The sequence below is a fragment of the Pseudoalteromonas sp. SWYJ118 genome (assembly GCF_015864505.1).
Taxonomy (GTDB): Bacteria; Pseudomonadota; Gammaproteobacteria; order Enterobacterales; family Alteromonadaceae; genus Pseudoalteromonas; species Pseudoalteromonas arctica.
Genome location: NZ_JADYXC010000007.1, coordinates 75,988 through 89,613, shown reverse-complemented (window position 1 = coordinate 89,613; position 13,626 = coordinate 75,988). Strand labels below are relative to the sequence as shown.

The window sequence follows — 13,626 nt, the reverse complement described above, 5'->3', positions numbered from 1 at the left end:
ACCTTATAATGCTAATATAAGGTTTAAAATGCTTTTTCTATAAAATAAAGTGTAGATGTGATACGGTTTATAAAAATAAAAATACGTAAAGACTATGAATTATCAAATCGGACCTTGGCAATTTATTAGTAATCGCTGTGTGATTACTTCAAACCATTTAGAAAGGGAATTAGATCCACTTTTAGTAAAGTTATTACTCCACTTTATAGATAAGCCTCAACAAATCGTTTCCCGCCAAGAGCTTATTGAGAGTGTGTGGCAACAAAGCTTTGTTGACGATAATGCGATTAACCGTGCAATCTCAGAGTTAAGAAAGCAGCTTGCCCACCCAATTGAAAAAGCGCCGCTTTTAAAAACACATTACCGTAAAGGATATAGCCTAACGGTAATACCTGAGCGTTTAACGCAAGCAAACGTTTCGAAAGAGCCTGCAAACATTTTGCCTGACTCACCGGGTATTTCTGCCAAAAATGAAGAGATAGCTACTGCAACTATTTCGCAACCAGTTCAAAGAACGAATAGTAAAAAGTTTTTGATTTATTCTTTATTCGCCATTATTTGCCTGTGCTTTTTAGTATGGTTTGGGTTGTTTTTTATTAATACACCTTCTAGTGAAAAGATTAAACAGATCACGGTTAATAAGGTAGCAAGCACGTGGAATATAGGCAGTGAGGTTCACCCTGAGATGTCCTCAGATAAACAATATTTAGCTTATACAAATGTTGAACCTGAAAATGACGTAATGCATGCATTTGTAAAGCGACTATCTGATCAAAGGGAAGTTGAAATTACCTATCCTGGCTTTCAAGTATCCATTTTATCGTGGCAGTTAAATCAGCGCTCTGTGTTGTTACAAGCTACCAACTTAAAGCAGCAAAAGTGTGAAATGGTACTCGTTGATTTAAGCCAGTTTCCTGTTATAGGAGAGGCTACTTTAATTAAAAAGTGTGACCTTAGATACACTGGTTATGCGCAAGTAGACGAAAGTGGTGAGCATATTTATTACACCGAATATAAAAATGAGCATGAGGGTTCAGGTTTATATAAATATGATTTAGAACTTAAGAAAGAATTCATAGTGATTCCACCACCAGGCGTCATGTATGGCGTAATCATGCCTCGTTTATCTCATTCTGGTAGTAAAATAGCATATGTACTTAGTCAAAAGGGTAAGCCTTTTTCTGTATTTAGCTACAATTTTGAGACCCATGAAACCAAGCGGTTATTTAAAGCAAAGAAAAGCATAATTAGCTTCGCGTTTGACTGGCTTGCAGACGATAAAGGCGTGATTGTTTTTGAAGACTCTGAGCTTTCAACTATTGTGTTTGATGAAAATAATATTATTAAACGCACACTAACGATTACCCCAGCAATTTCACCTTATTATATAGCGGTTCACTCTGATAACAGCCTATTTTACTCGGAAAATATGACACAGGCATACTCGCTTATTAAAGCTACAGACCCTTTTGGTGATAATCCTGAGTATGAAGCACTTTATAAAAGTGATAAAGACGAGTACAACATTGCTGAAATAATTAATAAGGAAGGGACAGCACATATTTTTGTATCAGAGCGTTCTGGCAGCAGTCAATTGTGGCTCTCTCAAAATGGTCTTACAAAGCAACTTAGCTTTTTTAATTACGATGATGGCTCATCAACTTTTGTATTAGGAGGTCTAAGAGCCTCTCCTAATAAGCAACGCATGATATTCATGAAAAATAAAGGTTTTTCACTTTATGACGTAAACGCTCAAAAATTTTATCCATTTGAAGAATTTAATAAGCATAAAATAGTAAGCTATATTTGGTCAAAAAATAACGAAAGCATTATTTATATTAAGCGACTTGGTTCAAAAAATATATTGGCAGAATTTAATTTACTAACTCGCGATACACGCGTGATAGAAGGAATAAAAGCTAATAAACTCATTTCAGATAGTAAAGGTAACGGATACGTAACCAATGATAATCAATTAATTCGCCTTTCAGATAGGCAAAGCTGGGAATTACCTAAAAATGCCAAAAAGTCAGTTGCATATGGAGTTAGCAAAGACTATTTCTATTATTCAGATTCTATTTCTAGAGTCGCTAGACTAAATTTACACGATCAAACCATACAAGATATACACGTGGACTTTCGACCTATTGGTTTTGAAGTGAACGAAAACAATGAAATATTGTTTACGGGATCTAAATATAAAGACATGCAAATAGTGCAAATTAGTTGGGATGAATAACAAAATTATAATGCAGCTAAAAGTAGAGCATTATGCATAAAAAACACCAAGCAGTTTAATTGCCTGGTGTTTTTTATAATCTATATTAAAGCAATGGTTTTAAGTAATGCCCAGTATGTGAACGCTCACACTCAGCTACTTCTTCTGGTGTGCCGGCAATAAGTATTTCACCACCGCCAGCACCGCCTTCAGGTCCTAAATCGATAACCCAGTCTGCTGTTTTAATAACATCGAGGTTATGCTCAATAACAACAATAGTATTACCGTGATCGCGCAAGCGATGAAGTACAACAAGCAGCTGTTCAATATCAGCAAAGTGTAAGCCTGTTGTTGGCTCATCTAATATGTAGAGCGTTTTACCAGTATCACGCTTTGATAGCTCGCGTGCTAATTTTACACGTTGCGCCTCACCACCAGAGAGAGTAGTAGCGGCTTGACCTAAACGCACGTACGACAAACCAACGTCCATCAGCGTTTTAAGCTTACGCGCAATAGCCGGTATTTTATCAAAGTAATCGTGAGCGTCTTCAACAGTCATCTCAAGCACTTGGTGTATGTTTTTACCTTTGTATTGTACTTCGAGGGTTTCGCGGTTATAGCGTTTACTCTTACATACATCACACGGTACATACACATCAGGTAAAAAGTGCATTTCAACTTTAATTAAGCCGTCACCTTGGCAAGCTTCACAGCGTCCGCCTTTAACGTTAAAGCTAAAGCGACCTACTTTGTAGCCACGTGAGCGCGCTTCTTGTGTACCTGCAAATAACTCACGAATGCCGGTAAATATACCTGTGTAGGTTGCCGGATTTGAACGCGGAGTACGACCAATCGGGCTTTGATCAATATCGATCACTTTATCAAAATGATCTAAACCACTAATTGATTTATACGGTGCCGCTTCGGCAGTGGTTGCGCCATTTAGCTCTGTATGAGCAAGTTTAAACAAGGTGTCGTTTATTAGCGTTGATTTACCTGAGCCCGATACACCTGTCACACAGGTCATTAAACCAAATGGGATTTTTAAATCCACATTTTTAAGATTATTACCCGTTGCGCCAAATAGCTCTAGCCATTTGTCGTTCGTTGGGTGACGTTCTTTTGGTATTTCTATTCTACGTACGCCTGATAAAAACTGGCCCGTAACAGACTCTTTGCTTGCTAAAATATCGTCGCGTGTTCCTTGAGCAATAATATGCCCACCATGAACACCCGCGCCTGGGCCAATATCAATAATATGGTCAGCGGCACGAATAGCATCTTCATCGTGCTCTACCACAATAACGGTGTTACCTAAGTCGCGTAAATGTACCAATGTTTGTAATAAACGGTCGTTATCGCGTTGATGCAGCCCAATAGATGGCTCATCTAGTACGTACATTACACCTACAAGGCCTGCACCAATTTGGCTCGCTAAGCGAATACGCTGAGCTTCACCACCTGATAGTGTGTCGGCGCTGCGCTCAAGTGATAAGTAATTTAGGCCAACGTTAATTAAAAACGATAAACGGTCGCGAATTTCTTTTAGTATTTTTTCAGCTATTTGGCCTTTTTGTCCGGTTAGCGTTAACCCTTCAAAAAACTCCATAGCTTCACCAATACTCATGCACGTGATTGCAGGTAAGTTGGTTTTTCCAATAAATACATTTCGAGATTCTTCGCGTAAACGCGAGCCATTACAGCTAGGACATGCTTGGCTTGTTTGGTATTTAGCAAGCTCTTCGCGTACTGAGTTTGACTCAGTTTCGCGGTAGCGGCGATTCATGTTATTTAAAACGCCTTCAAACTCATGATTACGCGTAATTAAATCGCCACGGTCGTTACGGTAATTAAACGCAATTTTAGTGCTACCAGAGCCATCTAAAATAATTTTTTTCGAGTCGCTGTCTAAATCTTGATAAGGCACATCTAAATCAAAACTATAATGCTCAGCAACGGCTTGTAGCATTTGATAGTAATAAAAGCTGCGTTTATCCCAGCCTTTAATTGCACCGCCAGCAAGGCTTAACTCTGGGTTATGCACTACGCGATTAGGATCAAAATATTGACGTATACCTAAACCATCACAGGTTTGGCACGCACCAGCAGGGTTATTAAACGAAAACAAACGCGGTTCTAGCTCAGTCATTGCATAGCCACAAGTAGGGCAGGCAAAGTTTGCTGAGAAGAGAATTTCTTCAGCGCTGCTATCATCCATGTATGCTACATGTGCAACGCCATTAGACATTTCAAGTGCAGTTTCGAACGATTCCGCTAAGCGTTGCTGTAAGCCATCTTTTACTTTAAATCTGTCTACAACAACTTCTATTGTATGTTTTTTATGGAGCTCAAGTGTTGGTGGATCAGACAAGTCACATACTTCACCGTCTATACGGGCGCGAATATAACCTTGGCTTGATAGCTGCTCTAATAACTTAACATGCTCACCTTTACGCTCTTTTACTATAGGCGCAAGCAGCATTAATTTACTGCCTTCAGGCAGTGCCAAAACAGTATCTACCATTTGACTAACGGTTTGCGCAGCAAGTGGTAAATCATGTGTAGGGCATCGTGGTTCGCCAACGCGGGCAAACATAAGTCGTAAATAATCGTAAATTTCGGTAATAGTACCCACAGTTGATCGTGGATTATGAGACGTTGATTTTTGCTCAATAGAAATTGCAGGAGAGAGGCCTTCGATGTGATCTACATCAGGCTTTTCCATAAGCGATAAAAATTGTCTTGCATACGCAGAAAGTGATTCAACATACCGGCGTTGTCCTTCTGCATAAAGTGTATCAAATGCAAGTGATGACTTCCCCGAACCAGATAGACCAGTAATAACTATTAATTTATCACGTGGGATGGTTAGGCTGATGTCTTTTAAATTATGCGTACGGGCGCCTCGGACTTCAATGTTTTCCATGCTATCTCGTTTATTACCAAAATTATTTACTCAGTATCGCATAATACGAAGCAATATTAATCCTTGATCAATGAAAAATCCTTACTTATAGGCGATTAATTATTGCCAAGCTTATGGTAGAATCCCAACCTCAATTTTTCATAGAGTAAGATCACGCAGATAATGACCGCATCTTCACTTAATTCACGAGAAAAACGCGCCGCAGTATCGCTGGCGAGTGTGTTTGCATTTAGAATGCTCGGCTTGTTTATGCTGATGCCTGTATTGGCTATTTATGGACAATCGCTTGAAGGTTTTTCGCCTATTTGGATTGGTTTTGCCATTGGTGCGTATGGTTTAACGCAAGCCGTATTGCAAATACCTATGGGTCGATTATCCGATAAAATTGGTCGTAAAAAGGTTATTGTTGGTGGCTTAGTCGTATTTGCTATTGGCTCTGTAGTTGCTGCATTAGCTGACTCTATTCAAATGGTTACCGTAGGCCGCGCTCTACAAGGTATGGGCGCAATAGCCAGTGCACTACTCGCGTTTGCTTCAGATTTAAGCCGCGATGAGCAACGACCAAAGGTAATGGCCGTTATTGGTATGAGCATAGGAATGAGCTTTGCCTTTGCTATGCTACTTGGGCCAATTGTTGCAGCTTCGTGGGGTATTGCGGGTGTATTTTGGTTGACTGCTATTTTAGCTGTTTTTGGTATATTTATAGTGACTATGCTAGTGCCAAATGCGGTAAATAAAGCGCCCAAAGGCGATACATTAGCAAGCTTTAGCGACATTAAAAAACTAATTAAGCACCCTCAGTTAGCACGATTAAATGCAGGTGTATTGCTATTACACTTAACGCTAACCACAATATTTGTCGTACTGCCGAGTCAATTAATTAAAGATGGCTTAGTTGCCGACCATCACTGGTATTTATATATTCCAGTGCTATTTTTAGCATTTTTATTAATGGTACCAATAATGATTGTGGCCATTAAAAAAGAGAAAGAAAAACAAGCATTTATTGGCTCGGTAGCCTTGTTAACTATTAGTATGCTAGCAATGTCGGTATGGGTTAATAGTGTAGTAGGCATTGCTGTGTGTATGCTGCTTTATTTTGTGGCGTTTAACTTTTTAGAAGCCACTATGCCTGCGCTTGTATCGCGAATAGCACCTGCAAGCCAAAAAGGTTCAGCAATGGGTGGCTACTCATCTAGCCAGTTTTTAGGCGCCTTTTTAGGCGGTATGTTAGGTGGCTATGTAGCACAAACAACAACGACACAAGCTGTGTTTGCGGCAGCAGCACTTGTTGGGTTAATATGGCTTATTATTGCGTGGAAAATGCAAGTCCCACCCAAAAGTAAAGTTATTAGTTTAATGACCAAATTAGATTCTGAAGAGCATGCTCAAACACTTGCTTCTCAGTTAGTTGCTTTACCAGGCGTAATAGAAGCAACTGTGGTTCGCGATGAAAGTCGCAGCTATTTAAAGATTAATGATAAAGAATTTGACCTAGACCAAGCACGTAAAGTAGCTGGTTTAATCTAACATTTATAGGAGATGGTTCCATGGCACGCGGTGTGAACAAAGTAATTTTGGTTGGTAATTTAGGGCAAGATCCTGAAGTTCGTTATATGCCTAACGGCAATGGTGTAGCAAATATTACCTTAGCAACTTCGGATAGCTATAAAGATAAAAACACTGGCCAAATGGTTGATAAAACTGAGTGGCATCGTGTTGTGTTCTTTGGCAAATTAGCTGAAATTGTTGGTGAATATTGTCGTAAAGGTTCACAAATTTATGTTGAAGGTAAACTTCAAACACGTAAGTGGACCGATCAACAAGGCCAAGAAAAATACACTACAGAAATAGTTGTAGATGGCTTTACTGGTCAAATGCAAATGTTAGGCGCACGTGGTGGCGATCAGCAAAGTGGTGGTTACCAAGGTAATCAGCCGCAAGGTGGACAACAAGGTGGTGGTTACCAAGGTAATCAGCCGCAAGGTGGTCAACAAAGCGGTGGTTACGGTCAAAATAACCAAGGCCAAGCTGCACAGCAAAGTGGCTATAATCCGCAGCAACAAGCCGCACCAGCAGCACAACCAAAACCGGCTCCAGCACCACAGCAGCAAAGTAATCAATATCAGCCGCAAGGTGGTTATGCACCACAGCAAAAAAGTGCACCACAACAGCAAGGTGGTTTCGCTCCTAAACCACAAAGTGCTCCGCAAGGTGGCGCATCAAACCCAATGGAACCAACCATTGATTTTGACGACGATATCCCGTTCTAGTTTTCTAACTTTTACAGTGTAAAGATTTATTATAGAAAAGCCCCGTTCATACGGGGCTTTTTGTTTTTATGAGGCTTGTATTAGTTGATATATAAATGATTGCAATCTATCCTCTACAGACTTTTTTTGAACGAATCTATGAGAAATATGAAAACCTATTTAGCGACTGTATTTCTTTTTTTTCAGCTACTGAGCCTTAATGTACAAGCGCTTATATCGCAAACAAATATTTCAGATACAATTGCTTCAAAAAAAATAATTCAAAAAAAAATCTCTTCAAAAAATACAACCCAAGTTTTACTTATAAACTCTCTAAACCAAGATTCTCCATGGCAGCAAAGTGTCGAGAGGGGATTACGTTCTGAATTATTAGAGCGCAATGCCGGTTTTGATCTTTTTATTGAAAATATGGACGTTGGTCGATTCAATGAAATGCGACAAAAGCGATTGATGAAGGCTTATTTACAACAGAAATATTACGATAAAAGAATAGATATAATTATTAGTCGAGGCGTTCCTGCTGCCTCATTATTATCTGAATTTGACACCTTATTTACAGGGATTCCAATAATATACCTAACACCGGGTGGTAAGTTTAAAGTACCAAAAAATGAAAATGGAATTATTATTCGACCCAAACTAAATTATAAGCAAGGGGTGATAAACGCTGTTAACTTAACAAACCCTAAAAAGTTAATTGTTATCCTGGATAGAAAAAGTGGTATAGGGTCTAATTTTTACCAACATCTTATGCCGATTATTAATAGAGACTTTTCGCATTTAACGCTAGAAAAATGGTTTGATTTACCTGCCGATGAGTTAATAAATAAAGTAAATAATGCGCCTGCTGATTCAATAATACTATTTACGCCGGTTTTTAGACGTTATAACGATACGGTACTTAGCCCATTTCAATTTGTGGAGCGACTAACAAGTAACAGCTCTGTTCCTATTTTTAGTTATTGGCATTCACTGTTAGGTTCGGGGATTGTTGGAGGATATTTGCTATCTGGTGAAAAAATAGGCGCTCGAGTTGCCGAATCAATAGTTTTTTTTGATAATAATAAATATTTAGAACCGGTAGATAGCGATCAGTTAAGTACTTACTATTATGATTTTAAACAATTAAAAAAGTTTGAGATAGCCCCCCAAAACCTTCCTGAACATTCCATTATTATTAATAATCAACCTTCATATTTCGAACAAAATAAAATGCTTATTTATAGCGCAATTGCAGTAATCACAATATTGAGTGGTTTTTTAGCTTTTGTACTACTTTTAAATAGTAAGCGGGTTCAATTATTAAAGGAACTTGATAGCGAAAAACTTAAATTAGAATATAGAGTTGAGCAGCGAACGGAAGAGTTGTTAATTGCAAAAAATGAAGCTGAACATTCAGCGTCAATAAAATCAGACTTTTTAGCTAATATGAGCCATGAAATTAGAACTCCAATGAATGGTGTTATTGGACTTACTAATATTTTATTAGACAGCAATTTACCACCAGAACAAAAACAGTATTTAGATAAAATAAAATATTCTTCTGACCAGCTGCTCATTGTAATTAACGATATTTTAGACTTTTCAAAAATTGAGTCTGGAAATATTAACCTTGAGGAATTTCCTTTTTCTGTAAATTCGGTTGTTGACTACATAAAAGCAACTTTTGATGAGCTAGCTCAAAGCAAAGGGATTACATTTAATATTGTCATTGGTAAAGAGGTTAAACTTAATTTAATAGGTGATGTAGTTCGAATAAACCAAGTACTGCTAAATTTATGCTCTAACGCAATTAAATTTACTACACACGGCTTTGTATCTGTATTAATAGAATCAAAAAGATCGTTAGCTGATCCTAAGAGCGTTTGTTTGTATTTCATTGTTAAGGATTCCGGTATTGGGATTGCTGAGCAAAGCCTTACCGATTTATTTGAATCTTTTACTCAAGCTGACAGCTCTACAACCAGGAAGTTTGGCGGCACAGGTTTAGGTTTAACTATAAGTAAGCGTTTATGCCAATCGATGGGTGGGGATATAACGGTAAAAAGTACTCAAGGTGTAGGCAGTGAATTTATAGCTTCGATTAAGGTGAAATTGAATAACCAAGCGTTGATTGATAACACTCCCGACCTAACTTTTACTGATCCGTTTGAGGTATTAATTGTAGATGATAATGAAGATGATCTTAAGGTAATTGAAAATCAGCTAACGGCTATGGGGCTGGTATGTACGGCCTGTCAATCTGCTAAACAAGCTATTGATATTATTGAGCAGAATAAAGAAAAATTTAAAGCCATTATTGTTGACTGGGCAATGCCAGCGATGAGTTGCGAAACCTTTTTAATACGTATTCATAGTATTAGCCCCCAGCTTTATAGCAAGATTATCGTACTTACAATGAGTGATGAAAGTTTAATTAATGATGCAGGCAAGAAAGTCAGTATACAAACTATTTTGCATAAACCTGTATATACGAGTGTTTTGTATGAGGCGATTGAACGTAAAGTGGTGGGCTCTATAAATAAAGCACCTGTAGCCAATATCGTCAGTGAAAAGTCACTGGCGGGTATCAAAATATTAGTTGTGGAAGATAACTCGATCAACAGAATAATCGTTACAAATATACTTGAAAATGCTGGTGCCCAAATTCATTTGGTCGACAATGGATTGGAATGTATTCAAATAGTAAAATCGGAAGCGTTTGATATTATTTTGATGGATATTCATATGCCTATAATGGATGGTGTTGAGGCGAGTCAAATTATTCGTAGTGATAATGACGAAACTATCGCAAACATCCCAATAATCGCCTTAACAGCTAACGTTATGAAAGATGATATTACACGATACTTATCCATTGGCATGAATGCCCATGTTGCAAAACCAATTAAAGCGCAAAAATTACGTGAAACTATAATCCTCTGCTTGAGTAAATAGTTGAGCCATTAAAATTAACTATATCAAATATCTACCATAATACCTCCCATTGTCTTGAGCTAATTTTAAATAACTTAAAAGTAAATTTTATAAAATAGAGTTTGACTCATAGGTCTTTATGTGTGAAATTTCATATATGCGATTTTCCATATGCTTATTTTTACCAAAGGTTGAGTTATCAATGTCAGAAGTTAATGGGTTACCAAATACAAATAAAGCACACAGTGTTGTTCCACTCACATCAAATTTTAACGTTAGTTTTTCTGAGCATAAACCTAAAATTTTATTGTTATATGGCTCATTAAGAGCGCGTTCTTATAGCAAGTTAGTTATAGAGGAGAGCGCTCGTTTATTAACGCATTTTGGTGCTGAGGTTAAAATTTTTAACCCTGAAGGTTTACCTCAAACCGATAGTGAAGATGAGTCACATCCAAAAGTACAAGAGCTGCGAGATTTAATGCTTTGGTCAGAAGGGCAGGTTGTAGTGGTCAATAAAATTTGGCCACAGTTTTAGAGTCTTTGTATCTAATCTCAGATTCATTTGGCGCTAAACCAGCATTATAATGATGCGGTCTAACGTTGTTGTAATATCCGTTGATATAATCACTCACACTATATTTAGCGTCTATAAAATTCCCATATCCAACCTTTGGCATCCATTCTGTTTTAAAGCTTCTAAAAAATCGCTCCATTGGCGCATTATCCCAACAATTTCCGCGTCGACTCATGCTTTGTGTGATTTTATAGCGCCATAAACGTTGGCGATACTTTAAGCTCGTATAATGGCTTCCTTGGTCTGAGTGAAACATCAACCCACTTGGTCTGCCTCTGCTTTCGTAGGCTAACTCAAGCGCTTTTAGCGTTAAGTTAGAATCCGGCGACAATGACATTGCCCAACCCACAACTTTACGCGCAAATAAATCAATAACGACCGCTAAATAAGCCCAGCGATTGCCTATCCAAATATATGTAACATCACCGCACCACACGGTATTCGGTTCAACAACATCGAACTGCCGATCAAGCAGGTTTGGGATTTCAAGATGTTCATTACCGCCGCGTTTATATGAATGTTGAGGTACTTGGCAGCTTTCTAGCTTTAATTTAATCATTAGCTTAGCAGCACGATAACGGCTTAATTCAAAATCGTTATTCGTTGCGATTGCCGCGATTGTCCTCGCACCTGCTGAGCCCCCACTCATTGTATGTATGGCTTTAACTTCAGCCTCTAACCTTACTTGCTCTGGTGTCGGTGTCGTATCCCGTATAGCCCAGTATTTATAGCTGCTACGATGCACATTAAATACACTACATAGCACACTAATTGGGTAACGCTCTCGTTGATTTAATTTCTCAATTAACGAGAATTGTTCAGGGAGTCGGACATCAAGAGAGCGGTAGCCTTTTTTAATATATCCTTTTCTAATTCAATGCGTTGGATTTGCTTTTTAAGTTCACGGATTTCAATTTGTTCGGGTGTCATTGGTGAAGCCAATGGTGACTGGCCATTACGTTCTTGCTTTAATTGAGCAACCCATTTACTTACGGTTGATTTACCAACACCCATCGCTTTGGCTGCTTCTTCTTGTGTATAACCTTGGTTAACTACAAGTTGAGCCGTTTCTAATTTGATTGCAGCGGAGTACGTTGCACGGTTTAATTTTGTCATTTTTTTCACCCAAATTTGTATGCAAATAGCATAACATTTCTTTCTTAATGGGTGGCCAAAATTACTTTACCACTACAGGTATGGTGCTCACCAGAACGTCATGGCTCAATGACGAGTATATTCAAAAATCAAATTGATTGGATCCCTCTTAACCTAGGAGGTGTAAGGCCAACGCAAGGTAAAACATTAGCTGTGTTGCAAGTTAGTGGCGGTTCGCAATCATTCAATGTGGTGAACCAACTACGAGTATTAGGGCGTTGGATGCGCATGGTAACAATACCTAATCAGTCGTCAGTGCCACAAGCGCACTTAGAGTTTGAAGAAAATGGACGGATGAAACCCTCTGCGCTCTACAATCGGATTGTTGATGTTATGGAAGAGCTGATTAAATTCACTTTATTATTGCGAGATCAAAAAGATTACTTTGTAGATCGCTATTCTGAACGAGTGGAATCTGCAGAAGATCTTAGCCAACGCGTTAATCAACGCTCTATTTAGGGGAGATAAATGGGATTATTTGAGCGGTATCTTTCTGTTTGGGTAGCCTTAGCAATCGCTGTTGGTATTTTTACAGGCTCAATAATACCAGAGCTATTTATACTCATAGCAGGCTTTGAATATGCGCATGTAAATATAGTAATAGCGGTACTTATTTGGCTAATGATTTACCCAATGATGGTTCAAATTGATTTTTCATCTATTAAAGACGTAGGTAAAAAACCAAAAGGACTATTACTAACCGTTGTACTTAATTGGCTTATTAAACCATTTACAATGGCGTTTTTAGGTTGGCTATTTTTTAAGGGTATATTTGCAGACTGGGTCGACCCAAAAACTGCAACTGAATATATTGCAGGCATGATTTTACTGGGTGTTGCGCCATGTACGGCTATGGTTTTTATTTGGAGCCAACTGACTAAAGGCGACGCTAACTATACGCTAGTGCAGGTATCTATTAACGATATTATTATGATATTTGCATTTGCACCCATAGCAGGTTTATTGCTGGGTGTAACCGATATAACAGTACCATGGGATACGTTATTTTTATCTGTGGTGTTATATGTACTTATACCGTTAATTTTAGGGGCGGTTACGCGTAAAAAGCTAGATAAAGCCGGGGATCATTCTCGACTCAATCAGTTTTTGAGCATTATGAAGCCCTATTCTATTGTGGGTTTATTAGCGACAGTCGCTTTATTATTTGGTTTTCAGTCACAAACTATCTTAGCCAACCCCGAAGCGATTGTACTTATAGCTATTCCGCTACTGATTCAAACCTATGGTATTTTTGCTATTGCTTATTTTGCCGCAAAAAAAATGAAGCTAGAGCACAATATAGCTGCGCCAGCGTGCATGATCGCAACATCTAATTTTTTTGAGTTAGCAGTTGCAGTGGCTATTTCATTGTTTGGTTTACACTCTGGTGCTGCACTTGCAACCGTAGTAGGTGTGTTAGTTGAAGTCCCTGTAATGCTAAGCTTAGTGTATTTTGCTAACAAAACACGTCATTGGTTTAACTAGGGCTAGAGCATGATTGCTATGCTGGATGGTTTCAATTGCGAAACATCTAATATTAACTTAAGCCTGAGGAGTTAAATTT

7 protein-coding genes and 2 pseudogenes are annotated in these 13,626 nt (G+C 38.3%); 7 read left to right on the top strand and 2 right to left on the bottom strand.

Annotated features, from left to right (window positions below):
• The first annotated feature begins 94 nt into the window (after positions 1 to 94).
• Entirely contained in the window at positions 95 to 2,239 is a 2,145-nt protein-coding gene (locus tag I6F48_RS09160) for a transcriptional regulator (protein ID WP_165728118.1), read from the top strand.
• 85 nt (positions 2,240 to 2,324) lie between these two features.
• Here the strand turns inward: I6F48_RS09160 and uvrA are convergent, their stop codons facing one another.
• Positions 2,325 to 5,144: an excinuclease ABC subunit UvrA gene (gene uvrA, locus I6F48_RS09155; RefSeq protein ID WP_165728119.1), complete on the bottom strand. Its 2,820-nt coding sequence runs from the start codon at positions 5,142 to 5,144 to the stop codon at positions 2,325 to 2,327.
• Positions 5,145 to 5,306: 162 nt separating this feature from the next.
• On the opposite strand from uvrA, the gene I6F48_RS09150 reads away from it, so the two are divergent.
• The 4 genes and pseudogenes from I6F48_RS09150 to I6F48_RS09135 form a co-directional block, all read left to right on the top strand.
• Positions 5,307 to 6,674 (top strand): MFS transporter, encoded by a 1,368-nt coding sequence (locus I6F48_RS09150; RefSeq protein WP_010553785.1) that lies wholly within the window; start codon positions 5,307 to 5,309, stop codon positions 6,672 to 6,674.
• Positions 6,675 to 6,694: 20 nt separating this feature from the next.
• Positions 6,695 to 7,417, top strand: coding sequence for a single-stranded DNA-binding protein (gene ssb, locus I6F48_RS09145; RefSeq protein ID WP_007586300.1), 723 nt, complete (start codon positions 6,695 to 6,697; stop codon positions 7,415 to 7,417).
• Between the two features lie 147 nt (positions 7,418 to 7,564).
• A complete protein-coding gene (locus I6F48_RS21330; protein ID WP_231615203.1) occupies positions 7,565 to 10,354 on the top strand; it encodes a response regulator in 2,790 nt (929 codons plus the stop codon).
• 181 nt (positions 10,355 to 10,535) lie between these two features.
• Positions 10,536 to 10,835 (top strand): annotated as a pseudogene (locus I6F48_RS09135) (NAD(P)H-dependent oxidoreductase); the annotation flags it as partial.
• Between the two features lie 7 nt (positions 10,836 to 10,842).
• Here I6F48_RS09135 and I6F48_RS09130 read toward each other — a convergent pair.
• Positions 10,843 to 12,023 (bottom strand): IS3 family transposase gene (locus tag I6F48_RS09130; protein ID WP_442960987.1). Its coding sequence is split into 2 segments (ribosomal slippage): positions 10,843 to 11,756 and positions 11,756 to 12,023, totalling 1,182 coding nucleotides; the frame shifts between segments, so codons are not numbered across the junction.
• Positions 12,024 to 12,098: 75 nt separating this feature from the next.
• Between I6F48_RS09130 and I6F48_RS09125 the strand changes: the two are divergent.
• A pseudogene (locus tag I6F48_RS09125) lies at positions 12,099 to 12,521 on the top strand (NAD(P)H-dependent oxidoreductase); the annotation flags it as partial.
• A 9-nt stretch (positions 12,522 to 12,530) separates the two neighbouring features.
• Positions 12,531 to 13,547 (top strand): ACR3 family arsenite efflux transporter, encoded by a 1,017-nt coding sequence (arsB, locus tag I6F48_RS09120; RefSeq protein WP_165728121.1) that lies wholly within the window; start codon positions 12,531 to 12,533, stop codon positions 13,545 to 13,547.
• The last annotated feature ends 79 nt before the right edge of the window (positions 13,548 to 13,626 follow it).